The sequence below is a fragment of the Sphingomonas sp. Sphisp66 genome, from assembly GCF_047324325.1.
Classification (GTDB): Bacteria; Pseudomonadota; Alphaproteobacteria; order Sphingomonadales; family Sphingomonadaceae; genus Sphingomonas.
Window position 1 is genome coordinate 2,468,935 of record NZ_CP168508.1, and the last position, 18,707, is coordinate 2,487,641.

Here is an 18,707-nt window from a genome sequence, read left to right on the forward strand (position 1 = left end):
TGGCCTCCTATCGACAGCTCCCCGGTTTCGGCTGGCGGGGTAGCGGACGGCCGCCGGCAGCACCGGTCGGCTCGCCATTCTCGATCGCAACCACGCCGTTCACGACCACCGTGCGCATGCCGGTGGAGAACAACGCGGGATGGATGTAGTCGGCGCGCGGCGCGAAGCGGGCCGGATCGAACATGATCACGTCGGCAAAGGCGCCGGCCTTGAGCTGCCCGCGGCCTTCCAGCCCGAACATCGCCGCGGTGACGGCGGTGCTGCGATCGATGAAGGCGCGCAGGTCGATCACCTGCTTGTCCTTCACATAGGTCGCATATTTGCGGGCGAAGGAGGCATAGTAGCGCGGATGCCCCTGCGAGGCGTCCGAGCTGGTCACCACCCAGGACCGCTGCATGAAGGCGGCAATGTCCGTCTCGCTCTGGTTGAACGAGGCGACGCCGGCCTCGCGCCGCTTGAGGATCGCGATCGCCGCATCGATAGGATCGACACCGCTGGCCTTGGCGATCTGCTCGAGCGTCTTGCCCTCGGCATCGGCCGGGCCGGAGGTGATGAGCAGCGAGACCGGCCCACCGCGGCGACGCAGATTGTCGGCGATCTCGGGCCGCATCTTCGCCATCGCGGCCGGATCCTCGAAGCGCTTGAGCATCGCCGCACGTCCGCCATCCTGCGCCCAGCGCGGCATCAGCGCCGCAGAGAGCCCGGTGCCGGAGGCGGACCAGGGATATTGATCGGCATGGACGATCTGCCCGGCCTTCTGCGCCGCCTCGATCTGGGCGATGATCGCCTGCGCCTGCCCCTGCACATCGACGCCGAGCGCCTTGATATGCGCGATATGGACCGGGATGCCGGCCTCGCGGCCGATCTCGATCGCCTCGGCCACCGCACCCTTCAGGCCGATCGTGTAGGAGGATTCGTCGCGCAGGTGGCTGTCATAGATGCCGCCCTTCTCCGCCGCCGCCCTGGCCAGCGCGACCACTTCGTCCAGCCTGGCGAAGCTCTGCGGCGCGTAGAACAGGCCGGTCGATAGACCGAGCGCGCCCTGGCACATCGCGGTCGAGACCAGCCCCTGCATCCTGGTCAGCTCTTCGGGCGTGGGTGCCCGGTCGTCCGGGCCGATCACCTTCAGCCGGACGGCCCCCAGGCCGACATAGGTGGCGAAGTTGATGCCATAGTCGCGGCTCGACTGGCCCAGCGCGGCCTCGCCCTCGCCGCCCTTGGCGCTGCTGTCGCGGCCGAAGGTGCGGGCGACCTCGGGATCGCCGCCACCGTCCACGCCGATGAAGGCGGTGGTCACGCCCTGGGTGAGGAAGGGCAGCACCAGCCGCGCCGCCGGATCGCCCGAGGCCAGCGCGTTGTTCACATGGCTATGCGTGTCGATGAAGCCGGGCGCGACGATCATGCCGGTCGCGTCGATGATCTTCTTCGCCGTGCCCGGCGCCTTGGGGCCGACATAGACGATGCGATCGCCGCGGACCACGACATCGCCTTTGAAGGGGGCGGCGTTGCCCGGATAGACGGTGCCGCCGCGCAGGATCAGGTCGGCGGGAGGTTCCTGGTCGGCGCCGCGTGCCAGCGCGACGCCCGCTACGGCCACCAGCGCGGCGCCCGCCGCCACGCCGATCTTCCACTTCCGACCCTGAACCATGTCGCGACTCCCTCTTTTGGTTATTACTTTCGGTTATGGCGCTCCCCAGAAGCCCGGCGCCGGCGGCGACAGCACGCCGCCCTCCCCGCGCACGCCGCCCGGCCGGTCTTCCGCCAGCCAGAGCGGGCCATCGAGATCAACGAAGCTCGAGCGCGCGGCGATCACCAGCGCGGGCGCGATCGACAGCGAGGTCGAGATCATGCTGCCGGTCATCACCCCCAGCCCCGCCGCGGCCGCCGCATCGGCGAGCGCCAGCGCGCCGGTGAGGCCGCCGGTCTTGTCGAGCTTGATGTTGATCACCTGGTATTTGCTCGCCAGCGCCGCGACATCGCCGGCGATGTGGGCGGATTCGTCGGCAGCGATCGGGATCAACGGCTTGAAGCCTTCGAGTGCCTGGTCCTCACCCGCAGGCAGCGGCTGCTCGAGCAGGTCGATGCGCAGCTCGGCGAGCATCGGCTGGAGCCGCTCGATCTCGGCGATCGTCCAGCTCTCGTTCGGATCGACGATCACCCGCGGCTTCGGCGCCATTTCGCGCACCCGACGAATCTGCGCCTCGGGATCGCTGCGATCGACCTTGATCTTGATGAGCGGCACGTCCGCGAGCTTGCCCGCAGCCACAGCCATCGCGTCGGGCGTGTCGAGGCTGACAGTCATCGCCGTCGGCGTCGCCTCCAGTGGTGGAAGGCCGAGTAGTTCCGTAACGCTCCGCCCGGCCAGCTTCGCCTCCAGGTCCCAAAGCGCGCAATCGACTGCGTTCAGGGCTGCCCCCGCCGGCAGCAGCGCGAGCAGTTCCTCGCGGGAGGCTCCGCCTTCGATCGCCGTGCGGGCCGCCTCGATCTCGGCCAGCGCACCTTCGATCGACTCCCCGTAGCGCGGATAGGGCACGCCTTCGCCCTGGCCGGTCACCCCCCCGGCCGAGATCGAGACGGTCACCACCTCGGCGACAGTCTTCACCCCCCGCGAGATGCGGAACGGGGTGCTTAGTTTGAAAGCGTCGCTACGCGCGGCGAGGGTTCGAAGCATTGGTCGATCCTGTCGATGATGGGGTCCACGCCCATGGCGAACGGGTCGGTGCAGGGCAGCCCGAGCGCGTCGGCGGTCTCGGCGCAAAGCCGTTCCGCTTCCGCTCGCGCGAGCTTGGACGTGTTGAGCGCGATGCCGACCGCCTGCACGTCCGGGCTGGTCAGCCGCGCGACGGCTAGATTGGCCTCCAGCGTCTCCCCGAGCCCCGGCACCGGATAGTGCGGCAGGCCGCGCATATGGGCGCGCATCGGATCGTGGCAGAGCACCAAAGCCGCCGGCTGGGCGCCGTGCAGCAGGCCGGTCGAGACGCCGGCGAAGCTCGGGTGGAACAGCGAGCCCTGGCCCTCGATCAGGTCCCAGCCATCATCGTCGCGCGCCGGGGAGATTTCTTCGATCGCGCCCGAGATGAAGTCGGCAATCACTGCGTCGAGCGGGACGCCGCTGCCGGCGATCAGGATGCCAGTCTGGCCGGTAGCGCGGAAATCGGCGGTCATGCCGCGGGCGCGCATGCCCTGCTCCAGGCAGAGCGTCGCGTACATCTTGCCGACCGAGCAATCGGTGCCGACGGTGAGCAGCCGTTTGCCTGCCCGGCGCTTGCCGTTGCCGACCGGAATGCCGGCCTTGGGATCGCGGACGTCGTGGAGCTTGCGGCCATGCTTCGCCGCCGCCGCGACGATCACCGGCTCCTCGCGCAGCCGGTGGTGCAGGCCCGAGGCGACGTCGAGCCCCGCCTCGATCCCGGCGATCGCATCGGCGACCAGGTCGGCACCCATCCGCCCCCCGGCATTGGCGATGCCGAGGACCAGGGTCTTCGCGCCGGCAGCAACCGCCTCGGCAAAGCCCATGCGCGGCAGGCCGAGGGTCAGCGGGCAATCGTCATGGCGGAACTCGCCGACGCATTCGTCCGGGCGGAACACGGCCAGCCCGCGCGAGGTCTTGATGCCGACCTCGTCGTTCGAATGGCCGAGATAGAGGAGATAGGGACTGGCAATCATTGGAAACTCCGCCTGCCGCTGCGAGTCACATGATTGCCAAATATGCCGGGCTTGATAGCGTCGAAGGCTGCGCTGCAGCATAGCCTATGGTTATGGAGAAGCCTGCAGCTGCCCGATCAGCGCAGGAAAGCGGAAGGGCAGCATCCCGCCGCCCTTCCCTTGATCCTCAGAGGCAGCGCGGATCCCGCACCGGCGCATCGCTGCCGCGAGTGAGCCAGCGGCCGTCGGGCGCGCGATACTTCTCCCCCGCCACGGTGCGCGAGATCAGGTTGCAGCCGGTGACGAAGGCCATCTGCTCCACGGTGGAGCCCGACGCGGCCTGCTGGGTGTACTGGCGCTTCCGCTGGATGTTGATGTTGTTGACGATCGCCTGGAGATCGGGCGTCGCCGTGCCGACGATGCCGAGATAGCCGTCGGGCTGCTCGCCGACGAGCCCTGCCTGGCGCGCCGCCTGATAGGCGGGATCGCGCTGGGCCGAAGCGGGGACGATCAGGGCGACCGAGAGAAGCGCCGCCAGGCCGGAGGTGGAGAGCAAGTTGCGCATCAGAAAATTCCCGGATTTTCCTGGATGAGAGCCTTCGCCTTGTTGTCGAGACGATAGACCACTTCCTGGGTGATCGAAATATTGAGGTTGATGACGATCGGCTTGTCGGGCGCGGTCACGTTGATGCAGCCGCCGGCGAGCACCGCGGGCATCACCCCGAGGCGCCCAAGCCAGCGCGGCATTGCCTGTGTCATGCTTCCAAGCTGCATAGCGTACCTTTCATGGAACAGGAGCGCTTTCGCGCGGCTGAACGGTCTGTTTGGCTGCTTCCTCTGCACGATTCTGCTCCTCGATCAATGCAGGCAGGTTGCGCTCGATCAGCCGGCTGGGATCGTACCAGGACTGGGCGGAGTCGAGCAGCTGGCGGAAGGGCGCGCTGATCCGCACGTTGAACACGAAGGGCAGCTTCGCCAGCCGGCGGATCAGGAAGTTGGATCGGGTGCCCTTGCCCTGGCTGATGCCGGAGAAGCTGATGTCGGTGATCATCTCGCCGGCCAGCGGGCCGTTCATCCGGATGGCGAGGTTCCTGTAGTTCAGGGACTTCAGCGCCTGGAACGCCATGTTTCCCCACAGGCCGACATCGTTGCGGGTGACCTCGCCGACATAGGCGATGTGCCCGCCGGCCCGGGCGTGGAGCTCGCCGCCCTCGATCCGCCCGCCATTGGCGTCGAAGATCATCGGCAGCGTGCCGTCGAACACGCCGGTGGCGTCGAGATTGTCAAACGCCATCTCCTTGAGGAACAGCGCGGCATCGACGCCCTTCACATGGAAGGTCAGCCGGCGCTCGCCCTTCTCGCCGAAGTCGAGGACGGTGGGGTCGAGGACCAGCTCGCCGCCGGCAAAGGGCCAGCGCCCCGCCTCGACGCGCACCCGGGTGGCGTCGAGCAGTTCGTAGCGGACCAGGCCGTCGCGGACCGGAACGCCGGGATTGACCACGCGGACGCTCGCCGTCTGGCCGGGCGCGGTGCGCAGGCCCAGCAGGTCGGTGAAGTCGAGCCGGGTGGTGAGCCCCTGCACCGGGCCGAACGCGGCGGCGAGGTCGATATCGGTCGCGGTGAAGCGGCCGGTGCTGGTGACGCCCGCGCTGTTCCAGGCGAAGCGGCCCGAGCCGGCGACGAGCCCGTCGACATCGGCGATCACGCCATAGGTGAGCCGGGTGAGGTCGCTGGGCTGGAGCCCGTCGGTGTGGAAGGCGATGCCCGGGATGTCGAGCAGCGCCTGCCCGGTGCCGCTCTCCAGATCATGGGAGACGTCCACCGTACCCACCGGCAGTTGCTGCTTGGGCGCGACGAGACCGGCTCGCGCGGTGATCTTGCCGTCGTGGAGGGACAGGGTCGCGTCTCGGCTCGCCAACGGCTCAAAGCGGGCCGGCGTCTCGGTATCGGCGAGGGTGAAGCCGCCCTTCAAAGACAGGTCGCCATGTTCGAAGCTCCATGCGCCCTTGCCCTCCGACAGGAGCAGCGGCACCGCGCCGATCCGGCCGCCAAGCCCCTCGAAGTTGCCGCCCAGATTGGAGCGGTAGCTGCCGGTCAGCGCGCCGATGTCGAGACGGGTCGGTGTATCGGTGCCCAGCCGTATCGCGGCATTGGTGAGGGCGAACTGGCTCGCGGCGAGCTCAAGCTGCGCCATGTCCGCTGAGAAATGCAGCGGGCTGTCGCCGATCCTGCCCTCCAGCGCGGGCTTCGACGTACGGATGCCGCCGGAAAGCGCCCCGGCGTTCCAGCGCAGCATCGCGGGTCCTACCGGGCATAGCTCGAGGCGATCGCCGTTCACGACGAGGCTGGACAGGGCGATGCGCGCGAAGCTGACCGGGGTGCAGCCGGGGTTCACCTCGACGGCGCGGGCATACCAGCGCGCCTGGAGCGGCATCGACAGCCCCTCCACCCGCCCGCCGCTGACCGGCCCCGACAGCGTCGCGACGGTGCGGACCGAGCCGGCGGTGCCGCGCATGCTGAAATCAAGCCGCGCCAGCTCAAGCCGGGCACCGCCCGCCGCATAGGGTCGGACGAAGCCGGTGCCGCGCAGCTCCGGGCTGCCGGCGCGGCGCGACAGCCGCAGCATCGCGTCCGGCAGCCCACCACCGCCCAGCGAGAGCTGGCCTTCCAGCGATATGCCGCCACCCGGCAAACCAAGCGCGACCCCCGCCCCCTGCCCGAAGCGCAGCCGCGCACCCGAGAGCGCCGCGAGATCCAGGTTGGTCAGGTGCAGATCGGTCCGGCCGTTCCGCATGGCCAGGTCGATGTCGGTGGAACCATCGAAGCTGCGCCCCGCCTCGCGCAGGGCATGCGCCAGTTGCCGGGCCAGCGGCGCGACGGGCGTACCCGCACCGCTGTTCGCATAGCCGGCGATCCGGCCGAGCGAAGCCGGCGGCAAGGCCCCGCCCTCCACTGCGGCCTTGCCTTGAAACGCGACCTCGTCACCCAGGGTGTAGCGACCGGATATCGTCGCCGCGGTCGCCTTTGCCTCGGTGGCGGCGATCTCGCCCGAGCGCAGCGAGAGGTTCCCCTGCGTGCGGCGCCCGTCGCCGGCGAAATCGATGCTGCCGCTCAGCCCGTACAGCCGTCCCGGCGCCGCTTCCACGGTCGCCGCGCCAACACCTGCCTGCCCGTTCCAGCGCGCGAGCGACGCGTCCAGCGATGCCCGCAGGTCAATGCGCGGTTGCGCAACGCGCGTATCGCCACAGGCGAGTTGCGCGGCCTGGGCGGGGCCTTCCATGGCTGGGGCGCCGCTGCGGATCCGCACACGAATCTGCGAGGCGAGCCCTTCGAGAACACAGCCGGAAGCCTGCAGGCGTGCGGACCGAGCGCGCAGCACACCGGCGAACCCGTCGCTCAGCATGCCCTTGCCACTCAGGCCGAGTTCGACCTGGCCAGCATCGCTGTCGAGCCGGAGCTGCGCGTCTCGGACATCGACGATCAGGCGCGGCAGCGCGAACGGCTTGCCGGAGGGTGCCGGCATCAGCCGGTCGATCGTGCCCAGCGACAGCGCGCCGTCGACGATCCGCCCGCGCATCCGGACCGTTCCGGTCTTCACCACCAGCACTTCGGCGCGCCAGGGAGAGAGCGAGGTGCGCAGCTCGATCCAGTCCGCGGTCAGGTCCGGGTTGCGCGGATCGCCGATCGACACATTGGTCAGCCGCTGCTGCCAGGGCGACAATTGCTCGATCTCGTAGCGGGCGGGAACGCCGAGCCGGGCCAGCTCCCGATCGACGAAGCTCCGCGCGATGGTACGTCGCTGGAGCCACGCCGCCGTCGCGATCATAGCGACGAGGACAAGCAGGCCAAGCGCGGGCCGCCGCAAGCGCCGAAGCGCGCGCGGCACCGCCACTGCGTCCTCCCCAGCGCTCCGGTCTTCTTCGCTACGGTTCACACCCGCTCCAACTCGCCTGCGCCCATATCGTTGCGGGGCCGCAATTACCCAGAGCTATTTCGCCGTATCAAAGTTCCGAATTGAAGGCGAGCAGCGCCGGGCCGCCCGCGAAATGCGATGATCGTCCGAACGTCCCTGCAAGGCGGGCGCTGCTCAGCTGGCATTGGACCAGGTCGAGAGGATGACCTCCCGCTCGGCCGCGCCGTCATTCTGCAGCCTCAGCTTCCAGTTCCCCTGGGCAACCGGACGGTTGACGAAAATCGAGCGGAAGATCTGGCTGGCCTCGGGCTTGCCGGCCAGGTTGGCGCCGGCAACCGCGCCCTTGTCGTCGATCAGCGTCGCCGACACGGTGTTCGCGGCGGCAAAGGTCAGCCCGAAATTCCGCGCCTCCTTGACGGGGATCGCGATCTCCACCGCCTGCCCCGGATCGAGCTTCACGATCTTCGAGAAATCGGGAACAGCCTGATCCGGATCAGCCGGCCTATGTATCCCGAGCAGCTCGAGGCAGGCAAAGGCGAGGTCGAGCCCCGACGGCATTCCCCTCGACTGCGGCATCAGCGCGGCGAGCGTGCCGGCCGGTGCCTGCTTCTTCGGGCCAAGGGCGACCCGCGATTTCACGAACGCGGAGAAGGTCTCCGACGGGGTAGTCATGTTGGTGTGCAGGATGCTCTTCTGCTCATTGTCCGCGATCTTCCAGGTTGCCGAGGACACGGTGACGACACCGTCATTCGCTTCGAACATGTAGCAGAAGGTCGGCAGCGGGTTTCCGGCAAGGACGGAGAATTTCACGCCCTTGCGCGCGACATAGATCGCGTTGAACCGCTCCATCGTGCTCGGCCGCAATTCGCGCAGCGCCTCCATCGATCGGCCGGCGGTTTCCAGCGGCACGCTGAGGATATTCGCGCAGCGGCTGCCCATATTAGGCGTGCCGAGCATCACCAGATTCGAAACCTGCGGCTTCTCGTCCTCATAGATCGGCATCGACGCGTGGATGTAGCGCCGGCTGATCAGCCCGCCCATCGAGTGCGCGACGATATCGACATGCCACGCGTTGCGCTCCTTCTGGGCATAGTCGATGTAGTTTTTGAGCTGCTCGGCATTCTGGTCGATCGAGTAGGTCGGCCCCGTATACCCCACCTCGAAGCCGGTGTTCATCCGGCCATGCTCGGGCTTCTGTCCCACCGGGAACGCCTTCCAGTCATAGGAATGGGTGGAAGTCAGCACATTCTGCCAGCTTTCCCAGGTTTCCCAGGTCGACCACAGGCCGTGCACCAGCATCATCGGCTTGGGCGCGACTTTCAGGTTGCGCGTCTGCTCGTCGATCTTCTTGCCCTTGTCCTCCAGCTCCGCCTTGATGCGCTGCATCAGCCGGGGGCGCCCGTCATCGAACCAGGCATAGCCGGAGCTATCCCAGGTGAAGGTCACCTCGCGCTCCTCGCCGGCGGGCACCATGACCGAGCTTTCCTCAAGCAGCCCATCGGGCTTGGCGCCGTCCCATTTGTCGCCCTTGTAGGTGTCCTTGAACTTGACCGTCGCCGCCTTCTCTTCCGCGCCGTCATTGGCGACGGTCGCGGTGACCCGGACAAGGTTGCCGTCGATCGTGCCGACCTGCTCGGTGATCTCCTTCCAGGCGTTCCAGGTGGGGAACTTCATGTCCTCGAACTTGAGATCGACCAGGCGCAGCGCGCCACCGCAGCGCCGCAGGTTCCAGCTCATCGTCTCGGTCACGCCCAGCAGCGAGACCGAATGGCTGCCGGACAGCTGGTCGGGCGCGGAGGGCGAGACGCGGTCGGTGCCGCTGCTCGAGAAGCGCACGCCGTCGACCGTGGTGGGCGTATCCGGCACGCTGAGGTTCCTGCCCTCGCGCGCGGTGCACTGGCCGCTATAGCTGGACGAGGAGGATCCCGAGCTGATCCCCTCCACCGAAGGCAGCGAGATGCCGACCCGGTAGGTGCCTTCGTCATCCAGCCCGACGCTGACCTCCGCCTCCTCGCCATTGCCGGTCGCCCGGACCTGGCTCTGGTCGACGAAGCTGCCCGACATCGCGCGCATAGTCTTCTCGTGGGGGCATATCCGCCGGTCGTTCGAGCTCTTGGTCTCCTTCGAGACCGAGCTCATGCTGATGTTCGCCCTGGCCAGGCTGATATCCGGATCGGGCGTCGCGCGGACCGAGACCTGCGCCGTGTAGGTCGAGTTCATCGACCAGTTGGACGTCTCGCTCCCCGTGCCGGAAACCCGCTGCACGGTCTTGGAACTGGAGTTGGCAAAGGTCCGCGAATAACGGACCGATCCCGCCCAGCCGCCCGTGCACTTTCCGGCAGCGGCTGACGGCATCCCGGCGGCGACCGGCAGGGTGGCGCTCGACAGCATCAATCCGATCGCGAGCGTCGGCAGGGTCCGCAAGACGGTCATTCGGGTCCTCATGGGTTCGATGGGGCCGGGTGCAGGCACCGGCGTTCAGCCTGCCCTTTCCTGCAAGCCGCGCGGCTTCCGAAGCGGGGCTCTGCCAAGCAGGCCCGCCGCGCGACGAAACCGGTCGGCAGAGGGGCCGCCTCATCGACCAAGCCGTCCATTCCTGCGCCCAAGGTGGACGCGAAGCGCTTCGGAACGCAGTATGAGGCGGTATGAACTCGAGACCCGATTTTCGTCAGGCCGCCATCCTGATCGCGGCGACCTGGATCCTGACGTCGATCTTCCTGACGATCCCTTTCCACCTCTTCCGGGGCGGGGTGGGGCTGAACCTCGTCATCTCGCTGCTGCACCTGTGCATCGTCGGCTCGACGCTGTCGCTCGGGGTCTATTTCGCGGTGCGCGCCGCCCGGCAGCGCAGCCGGCTGATGCGGTTCGTGGTGGTGGGTGCCGCAGTGGTGGCAGCCGCCGCGCTGCTCTCGATATCGGAGGCGCTGATCTCGGAGGTTCTGGACGCCTATTTTCCCAAGGCGGCGCGGCCGGCGCCCTTCGCCTATCGCGCGACCAACGCCTTTGCCGCGCTGGTCTGGGAATTCGCGCTGCTGGGGACGGCCTTCTCGCTGCTCGATGCCAACAATCTCGCCCGCGACCGGGAGCGCGAGCTGGCGCTGGCGCGCGAGAAGGCGACCCAGGCCGAGGCTGCGGCGAGCGCCGCGCGGCTTGCGGCGCTACGCTATCAGTTGAACCCGCATTTCCTGTTCAACACGCTGAACGCCATCTCTTCGCTGATCGTAACGCGCGAATATGGCCCGGCTGACGCGATGCTCGGCAAGCTTTCCGAATTCCTCCGCGCCACCCTATCCGCCGACCCCGACGCGCTGATCGCGCTGGAGGACGAGCTGGCCACGCTCCAGCATTATCTAGAGATCGAGAGCGCGCGGTTCGAGGAGCGACTCGAAGTCGTCTTCGTCTGCCCGCTCGAGCTGAACGACGCGCTGGTGCCGAGCTTCGTGCTCCAGCCGCTGGTCGAGAATGCGATCAAATATGCCGTGGCGCCCTCCGCCGAACCGGTGGTGGTGAAGGTGGAGGCCGCCAGCCACGGGGCGTCGCTCGTCATCTTCGTCGAGGATGACGGCACGGGTGGGGAGAGCCCCGCCAAGCCGGGAACGGGAGTAGGGATACCCAATGTGCGCCAACGATTGCAGACGCTCTACGGAAGCGAAGGCACGCTCGAGACGGCGAGGCGAGAGCGCGGCTTCGTCTCGATCCTGCGCATGCCGCTGAACCGCCGCCCTGCCCAGCTGCCGGAGCAAGCCGCATGAACCGGCTGCGCGTGCTGCTCGTCGACGACGAACCGCTGGCGCTGCGCCGGCTCTCGACCCTGTTCGCGGACATCGACGATGTCGATATCGTCGGTACCGCCGCCACGGGCCGCGAGGCCGAGGCGCAGATCGCCGCGCTCGGCCCGGACCTGGTGATGCTCGACATCTCGATGCCGCAGAAGAGCGGCCTGCGCGTCGCGGCGGACCTCGCCGGCGAGGAGCGGCCGGAGATCGTGTTCGTCACGGCGTTCGAGCAATATGCGCCCGACGCGTTCGAAGTGGAGGCGGCGGATTACCTGCTCAAGCCGGTGCGCTTCGACCGGCTGCGCCAGGCCGTGGAGCGCGCAAGGCGGCGCAGGGCGATGCGCGATGCCGCCGACAGGCTGGCGGCGATGCCGCAGCCCGATGCCCCGGCGCGCGAGGAAGCGATCTGGGTACAGGTCTCGCGCGGACGCATCCGCCTGCCGATCGAGCATATCGAATGGATCGAGGCGGCGAAGGACTATGTGATGCTGCACACCGCCACGCGCAGTTACATCCATCGCATCTCGATGACTGCGCTCGAACAGCTGCTCGATCCCGAGGGGCTGACGCGGGTGCACCGGTCCGCCTTCATCCGGCTCGGGCTGGTGACGGGAGTCCAGCGGCTCGGCAAGGGCCTGATTGCGCTCGAGATGCGTGACGGCGCGGTGGTGCAGGTGGGCCCCAGCTATGTGAAGGCGGTGCTCGCGCGCCGGGGGCTGGCGCGCGAGCCCGACTGAGCCGCTAGCGCCGCGCGAAGGTCCAGCGGATTGGCCCGCCGGCGAGGTGCAGCGCCCCGCCCTGCAGAGTCATCGCATAGCGCTCGCTGGCGGCAACGATGGCGCCGCTGCCCTGCTTGCCGCATGACGAGCGCCAGCTCTCGGTCCCGCCGGCGATGGCGAAGACCAACTGGCCGCCTTCGACGCGTGCGATGCCGCGCTTGGTCTGGGTCGTGGTGCGCGTGCATCGCCCGTCCTCGGCATGGCGGCGCGTGATCGTCCAGTCGAAGCGCCCGTCCTGCCCGATCGCAAGCGTCATCGAACGCGCCAAATCCATCGGCACGGGCTCGGTGACGATCGCGGTGCGGGTCATCGAGCCATAGCCCGTCGTGCCGCCCAGGCTGGTGCCGGGGCCGACCCCGACATTGGGCTGGAGCTTGATGCGGGGAATGAGGACAAGCTCCTTGCCCTGGCTGGACTGCGACCATTGGCCGGCAATTTCGGCGAGGCCGGGCGTGGGACCAGGGGCGCCGGACCAGGCGGCTGCCACGGCCAGGGCAAAGCCAGCAACTCTGAGCATCGGGGTATCTCCTACAGGGGCGCAGCTGCGTGGCGCGCCCTTGCCCGGCATGCAGCGGGAATGCGCCCAATGCCGCCCATCGCGCGCTCCGTTGGCGGGATGGCGGGTTTCGTCGATGCTGGGCCGGGATTCGTCGCCTGGGCGGGCCGCGCTTCAATTGCTAATGCTAAGCAATAGTGCTTGCCTGCGAGGAGGCCGGGCGCAGCACGGCGGACGAGATCACCATCTTCGACTCGGTCGGCTTCGGGATCGAGGACTTCTCCGCCCTCTCCTATCTCCACGCACTGATCGAGGGCCGCGAGGACCTGCGCCGGCTCCACCTGATCGTCGAGCCGGGCGATCCGCGCGACCTGTTCGGCCTGGTCAGCGGGCGCCGGCCGGCGCAGCAGCAGGCGGCGTAAGGTCGACCTTGCGGACGATGACCTGACGGTCGCCGACATGGACGGGCTGTGCGGTGGCGGGTCGGGCCGCCACCAGCGCGGCAGCAGCCGGGCCCGCGCCGTAGCGGGTCCGGCGCCAGCTCAGTTCGGGCAGCGGCGCCTTGGGATCGAGCAGCAGCGTTACGTCGAGCATGCGGCAGCTCTGGCCGGCACAGCCGATATAGCGCAGCGGCCCTTCCAGCTTCTGCGGGGCGCCCTGCACGGTAATGCCGCGCACGCCCTCCCCCTTCTGCGCGAAGAGTTCCTGCCGGTCGGCCAGCGGCGCGGCGGCGCGCAAGACAAGCGTGCGGCCCTTCGCATCGGTCGTGTCGGACAGGATTGTCAGCGCGCCGTCCTCGGCCAGTGCCGGCGCAGGGGCCTGCCACGACTTGCCCCGGTCCGCCGGGTCGCCGGACTCGGCCGGAGTGTCGGCGAAACGCGCGGCCTGGCGCATCGCATTGGGCAGCGGGCCGTTGTCGGCGATCGCGAAGAAGGACCTGCCCTCGACCTGTGCGTGGACGATCGTCAGGTGGCGCGGCTCGCTGGCGCTGAAGGCGGGTACGGACAAAGCCGTTACCGCGGCGATCGCCAGCACCCCGGCATTGGCCGCGGTGGCGGTCCAGGCCGTTGCCTCGCGGAAGACGGTGAGGAACAGCAGCAGGAAGACGAGCATCAGCGCGATCGGCGCGGCATGCTCGGGGAAGAGGCCTTCCTGGAAGCCGGTGATCACCGGCAGGACGAGCAGGCCGAAGAACACTCCGGCCAGGCCCATCAGCCAGGGCGTGGCGGGGCGGAGGCGCGGGACGAGCCGGGTCGCGGCGGCGATAATGACTAGCAATAGTGGCCATACCGCCAGCACCGACAGGCCGGGGACGAAGGCGAACAGCGCCAGCACGATCGCCGCGAACCAGCACCAGGCGGCTGCGGCGAGCTGGACGCCTGCCGGCACGCGGAGGATGCGCAGCGCCAGCGTGGCCCCGGCCAGCGCCGCCGCGCCCTGCACCAGCCGGATCGCGGCGGGCCAGGCGGTGGCATAATCGGCTTCGGCACGCAGCAGCGCTATGAGCGCGGTCGCGCCGATCGCCAGGCCGGTGCCCGCAACTACTGCCGCGAGCGGCGCGAAGGCGGTGCGGACCGAGGCGCCGGCGCGCTCGCGGGCGAAGAGCAGGATCGCGGCGCCGAAGCCGATCAGGGTCAGCACGAGCGCGACGCCCTTGGCGAGGACGAGGAACCACCAGCCGTTCAGATCGACGAACAGCTTCGAACCCTCGGCGCCCTGCTTCGGCGTGACCCCGAAGCCGCGGACCGCCGAGAGCGCACTGTCGCCCATCTGCTGGAGCGAGGCGCGATCGAGATTGGCAAGCGAATCGAGCGGGGTGTGATAGCGCTTGCCGCCACCGATGATCGCGAAATTGGCGGCGTCGATGCCGAGCGGGAGCAGCATCGTCAGGTCGGTATCGTTGGGCAGGATCGAATAGAGATCGCTGGCGAGTGAATCGGCGGCGGGCACATAGCCGCCGGCGACCAGCGACTGCACGTCGCGGCCATTGGGGGTGCTGGTCTGGAACATGTTGGCGGGACCGGTGGTGCCCCGCGCCTCGAAATTGACCACCGCGCCGACGCGCTTCGCGAGCGGGTCCGCGGCCGCGAAGGCAGCGCCGCCGACCAGCCCGGCTTCCTCGGCATCGGTGATCACCACCAGCACCGGGCGTTTTGGCAGGCTGGCCTTGAGCAGGTGCGCTACTTCGAGCACCGTGGCGACGCCGATGCCGTCGTCCGAGGCGCCGGGGCCGGCGGGGACCGAGTCATAATGGGCGGCGAGCATCACCGCGTCGTCGCCCGGCGCGGTGACCCAGAAGCGCAGGTTGCGCGGGCGGGCGCAGATCGCGGCGCCCTTGCGGAACATGTTGCAGTGGAAGCGCTCGTCGATCTCGGGGGTGAAGCCGAGTGCGCGGACCTGCTGGATCAGCCGCTGGAGGACCGCTTCGTTGGCAGGCGTGCCGGCCGGATGGGGGCGCTGGTCGCCGAGGATCGTGGCGAGGCGGCCAAGGGCGCGCTGGGCGTTGAATTCGCCGGTGCTGCGGGGTGCTTCGGCGCCGATCGGGCGGAGCGTCCAGACCAGCAGCAGTGCCAGGCATAGGGCAGCCAGCCGCCAACCGCTCTTGAACCGCGAGAACCCCATGTTTGCCTCCCCCCTTTTGTGGGGATCATTTCAGGGGATTGGCGAGGGGACAAGCGTGGAGGTGGGTAAGGTAGTGGGCGGAGGCCAATGCGCTTCATCGTCATCCCCGCGAAGGCGGGGATCCAGGGCCAAAGAGCAATGGCCAAGCTGCTCACCTCGCCATCTCCGGCAAGCACGCCCCAGATTTCCGCGCTTATCCCGAGCTACCCTGGATCCCCGCCTTCGCGGGGATGACGGTGATGTGTTGGCGTTTCAGTTCCCGGCGAAGGCGGTGGTGGAGAGGGGCCGCCCCAAGCGACATCGCTCGTGGCAGGCCCCCTCCACCAGCTTCGCTGGTCCCCTCCCCCTCCCCCTCCGGGGGAGGATTTGAAGGATGCCGCCTCAGCGCTTCTCGGTGACGAAGCGGAAGGTGGGGGTGATCGCGCGATAAGGTACGGTGATGTGGGTCTCGCCCGCGAAATTCTCGAAGCGCGACGACAGGCCGAGCGCCGTGAGGCGGGTGTTCAGCGCCTCGGTATCGGCGGGAATCATCATCGGGTCCTTCTCGCCGACGAAGAACATCAGGCGGCTGACCGGACCGGCCGACTTGGCGGAGGCCAGGCGATCGGTGAAGGCCTTCTCCTCGGCCAGGATCGCCTTGTCGCTCCACCAGATCGATGGGCTGGCGGCAATGATCGCCTCGAAGGCGTCGGGGCGCGTGTAGAGCATGTGCAGCGCGAACAACCCGCCGAGCGAATGACCGAACAGCGACTGGCGCTGGCATCGACCGGGTAGCGGCGCGCGATCTCGGGGCGGAGCTGGTCGAGCAGGAAGCGAGCGAACAGCTCGTTGCCGCCGGTCCTCGCCGCGGGCTGGCCGGCCGGCCATTTGGCGGTCCAGAGCAGGGTCAGGTCGTTGGTGCGCGCGGGAAGGTCATAGACCTGGTCGTGCGGGTAGCCGATGCCGATGACGAGCACGCCGCCGCCTGCTTCCCTGGCGAATTCCTCGAGGACGCGGCGGCACCATTTCCTTCGGCCGCGCGGCGCAATCGACCGGAAAAGCCCCGCGGGCGCAGCAGCCGGGCCCAAGGATAGGAATTCCGGTCATGGCGGATCTCATCGGGCCGCATCGCCCTTCGAGCTGTCCGTCGAGCCGGCGAATTGGACACATCTGACATTCAATCAGATGCGGCCCTCTGCGGCATGATCGGGCGTACAACCACGGGCTGTTCAATTCCCGCGTCAAGGCGCGACCGCAGCGGCCATCAGCGCGGTGGTCTGCGCATTCAAATAAACGATCTGCGACCGTAACAGCTCGACCTCGGCCTGCGCCTTGGCAAGCGCGACTGCCTTTGCCGGGTCTGGCGAGGGATCGGCGTAAAGCCCCTCCAGCTTGTCCATCGCCTCCTTGAGCGCAATCTGCTTCTGGATCAGCGTGGTCTGGTCGGTGTTCTTGAGATACTCCTCGCGCCGTTGCTTGTCGAAGGCCGCCCCCTGCATCGCCGCATCCGCCGCGGCAGCGGAAATGCCCTGGGCGATCGACTTGCTCGACGCATATTGGAATTTCTCGATTCCGCCTTCCTTGGTCAGGCTCAGCGACATCCCGTTGTTGCTGAACATCTGGTTGACCAGTCGGAAGTAGCGCAACTGGCCAAGCTGGGCCGCGAGCACCTTGTCGTCCTTGACCAGATTCCTCGCAGAATCCGCGCAGCCGAGCGCGGTCGGGGTCTCGCCGGCCGCCGCGATACGGCAAATCGTCAACTGCGCCCGGACCGGCGGACGCACGAACAGACCGCTTTGAGGAGCGGAAGAGCGGCCGGCAACCTGCCTCGGAAAATCCTTCTTCTCGATACTGTCCGTGTTGGCGAGCGTCGAACGGCACTCGGGCTTTCCGATCGGGCAATCGGGCAGGAAGTCCGTTTTCACCGGCTCGAGCGCGGCACCGAGCGTGGTCATGCTCGTCATACAGGTCTTCGCGTCGAGCGGAACCGCGACATCGCTCGAGCAACCGGCAAGCGCCATTGCCTTGGCAAACCGCTTGGCTGTCCCATCGTCGTTCACATAGGAGGCGATAAAATCCTTCGCGAGCGTCCGATATCCTTCGAGCTCGGCCTTCGGCACTGCTGCAAGCTTCGCGGCCAGCGTTTCGGCATCGATCACAAGGACGCTGACCGGCGCCGGCGCCAGCAATCCGGCCAGCTTGTCCTTCTCGTTGTCGCTCAACGGAACGAGAGCCTTGGTCTTGCGCTCGGCAAAGCTCCCCGGCCAGGCGCCGTTGCCGGCCAATCCAAGGCGCTTGTCGATGGCGGCCAGCGCGGCCTGCCCGTCGTCGACCTTCTTTTCCAAGGCCAGCGCCTGATCGATCACCTCGCCGAACTTCTTGCGGCCGTCGGGGGTCAGGCCGCGCACGGCAGAGATCTTGGTAAGGGTCTCGAGCGCGGTGTTCGCGACCTTGAGCGACTTCGTGTCATCCTCGAGCGTCTCGGCTTGCTTTGCGCGTGCCGCGACATCGGTGGCAGCCGCTACGGTGCAGGCCATGATGGTCTTCGGCCTGGCGCTCGCGTCCACGATCGCGACCAATCGCTTGCGCATCGCTTCCTGTTCGCTCTGCGCCTGCTTGAGCGCCTCCCGGAACGCCTTTTGGGGATCTTCCAACGATTGCTGGGCGATCAGCATGTCGAGCCGTTCCACTAGCGGCTGCGAAAACAGCTTGCTGTAGTTGCCTTTGTTCACGCTACTGCCGGCCACCTGCGTGATCACTCCAGTGCCGATCGCGGCGGCGCCGGCCGGACCGGTGGCGATCGCGACCACGGCCAGCCCGGTCTTGACGACGTTGCCGGCAACTTCGCCGCTATGATCTTCCACGCTGACATTGATGCCCTTGAGGATTTCGGTGCCGGGCTGATACTCAATCGCGAAATTGGTGGTCTTGAGCGCGCCGTCCAGTTTCGAATAGTCGATCAGATAGCGTTCGCCGGCGATCTGCGTCGGCGTCGCCGTTGCGCTGAGCTCGACCGCCACCGCGCCGCGCCAGTATCTGCCGTCAGCGGGATCGCCATCGATCGATACCGGCTCGGGACAGGCCGTCAGCGTCCGCGTCACCGCGACCTCATATTGCAGCATCGGCAGCGCATAGGGCGCTCCGGAAAGCGCCATGGCGGGATCGCGGCTCACCGATCGGTCCGGGACGACGGAAAGATGGGTACAGCCGGCCAGCGCAAGCGCAACTGCTGCGCCGGGCACCGTCCAGGCGCCGCGCCTGAGACCATGAAAAATTGGCGCCAGCGCGCCTGATCGGTAAATGATCACGATATTTCCCCCCAAAAATCGCGCGTCACCAAGGTGAATTAGCGATCGAATCGGCGCGCAAGCCCCCGCGCGCGTCGCTTGAACGTGCCATGTTACTTGGTTAACGCAAAATATACTCGGCCCGTATTGGATCGGTTTCTCCCGCCCCTGTCAGCTGCGTCAGGCGGCGCAATCGACATCCTTGGGATC

The 18,707-nt window shown here is 67.9% G+C and carries 14 protein-coding genes; 3 read left to right on the forward strand and 11 right to left on the reverse strand.

Features of this window, described 5'->3' with window-relative positions; genetic code table 11:
• Positions 1-7: 7 nt before the first annotated feature.
• From ACEN8G_RS11655 to ACEN8G_RS11685, 7 genes are all read right to left on the reverse strand, one after another.
• A complete protein-coding gene (locus ACEN8G_RS11655; RefSeq protein ID WP_413416127.1) occupies positions 8-1,648 on the reverse strand; it encodes an N-acyl-D-amino-acid deacylase family protein in 1,641 nt (546 codons plus the stop codon).
• Positions 1,649-1,681: 33 nt separating this feature from the next.
• Positions 1,682-2,671 carry an N-acetyl-D-Glu racemase DgcA gene (dgcA, locus tag ACEN8G_RS11660; protein ID WP_413416126.1) on the reverse strand — a complete coding sequence of 330 codons (990 nt, stop codon included), beginning with the start codon at positions 2,669-2,671 and terminating at the stop codon, positions 1,682-1,684.
• Complete coding sequence (dgcN, locus tag ACEN8G_RS11665) at positions 2,629-3,666, reverse strand: N-acetyltransferase DgcN (protein ID WP_413416125.1); 1,038 nt, start codon at positions 3,664-3,666, stop codon at positions 2,629-2,631. The genes dgcA and dgcN overlap by 43 nt, the downstream gene beginning before the upstream one ends.
• 166 nt (positions 3,667-3,832) lie before the next feature.
• Positions 3,833-4,210 (reverse strand): YdbL family protein, encoded by a 378-nt coding sequence (locus ACEN8G_RS11670; RefSeq protein ID WP_413416124.1) that lies wholly within the window; start codon positions 4,208-4,210, stop codon positions 3,833-3,835.
• Positions 4,210-4,404 carry a YnbE family lipoprotein gene (locus ACEN8G_RS11675; protein ID WP_413416123.1) on the reverse strand — a complete coding sequence of 65 codons (195 nt, stop codon included), beginning with the start codon at positions 4,402-4,404 and terminating at the stop codon, positions 4,210-4,212. Before ACEN8G_RS11675 ends, ACEN8G_RS11670 begins: the two co-directional genes overlap by 1 nt.
• A gap of 25 nt (positions 4,405-4,429) precedes the next feature.
• Positions 4,430-7,471, reverse strand: a complete 3,042-nt coding sequence (locus ACEN8G_RS11680; RefSeq protein WP_413740793.1) for a YdbH domain-containing protein — start codon at positions 7,469-7,471, stop codon at positions 4,430-4,432.
• Positions 7,472-7,732: 261 nt separating this feature from the next.
• A complete protein-coding gene (locus tag ACEN8G_RS11685; protein WP_413418297.1) occupies positions 7,733-9,991 on the reverse strand; it encodes an esterase/lipase family protein in 2,259 nt (752 codons plus the stop codon).
• A gap of 212 nt (positions 9,992-10,203) precedes the next feature.
• Between ACEN8G_RS11685 and ACEN8G_RS11690 the strand changes: the two genes are divergently transcribed.
• Together ACEN8G_RS11690 and ACEN8G_RS11695 are read left to right on the forward strand one after the other, a co-directional pair.
• Entirely contained in the window at positions 10,204-11,310 is a 1,107-nt protein-coding gene (locus ACEN8G_RS11690; protein ID WP_413418295.1) for a sensor histidine kinase, read from the forward strand.
• Positions 11,307-12,071 (forward strand): LytR/AlgR family response regulator transcription factor, encoded by a 765-nt coding sequence (locus ACEN8G_RS11695; RefSeq protein ID WP_413740571.1) that lies wholly within the window; start codon positions 11,307-11,309, stop codon positions 12,069-12,071. Before ACEN8G_RS11690 ends, ACEN8G_RS11695 begins: the two co-directional genes overlap by 4 nt.
• A 4-nt stretch (positions 12,072-12,075) precedes the next feature.
• On the opposite strand, the gene ACEN8G_RS11700 is transcribed toward ACEN8G_RS11695, so the two are convergent.
• Complete coding sequence (locus ACEN8G_RS11700; protein WP_413418291.1) at positions 12,076-12,630, reverse strand: hypothetical protein; 555 nt, start codon at positions 12,628-12,630, stop codon at positions 12,076-12,078.
• A 176-nt stretch (positions 12,631-12,806) separates the two neighbouring features.
• Here ACEN8G_RS11700 and ACEN8G_RS11705 point away from each other — a divergent pair, with 176 nt between their 5' ends.
• Positions 12,807-13,031 (forward strand): hypothetical protein, encoded by a 225-nt coding sequence (locus ACEN8G_RS11705; RefSeq protein ID WP_413740572.1) that lies wholly within the window; start codon positions 12,807-12,809, stop codon positions 13,029-13,031.
• On the opposite strand, the gene ACEN8G_RS11710 is transcribed toward ACEN8G_RS11705, so the two are convergent.
• The 3 genes from ACEN8G_RS11710 to ACEN8G_RS11720 form a co-directional block, all read right to left on the reverse strand.
• Positions 12,994-15,231, reverse strand: coding sequence for a M20/M25/M40 family metallo-hydrolase (locus tag ACEN8G_RS11710; RefSeq protein ID WP_413418287.1), 2,238 nt, complete (start codon positions 15,229-15,231; stop codon positions 12,994-12,996). The two genes, ACEN8G_RS11705 and ACEN8G_RS11710, sit on opposite strands and share 38 nt — an antisense overlap.
• Before the next feature lie 381 nt (positions 15,232-15,612).
• Entirely contained in the window at positions 15,613-16,098 is a 486-nt protein-coding gene (locus ACEN8G_RS11715) for an alpha/beta hydrolase (protein ID WP_413419440.1), read from the reverse strand.
• A gap of 353 nt (positions 16,099-16,451) precedes the next feature.
• Positions 16,452-18,518 (reverse strand): hypothetical protein, encoded by a 2,067-nt coding sequence (locus tag ACEN8G_RS11720; protein WP_413416218.1) that lies wholly within the window; start codon positions 18,516-18,518, stop codon positions 16,452-16,454.
• Positions 18,519-18,707 lie beyond the last annotated feature (189 nt).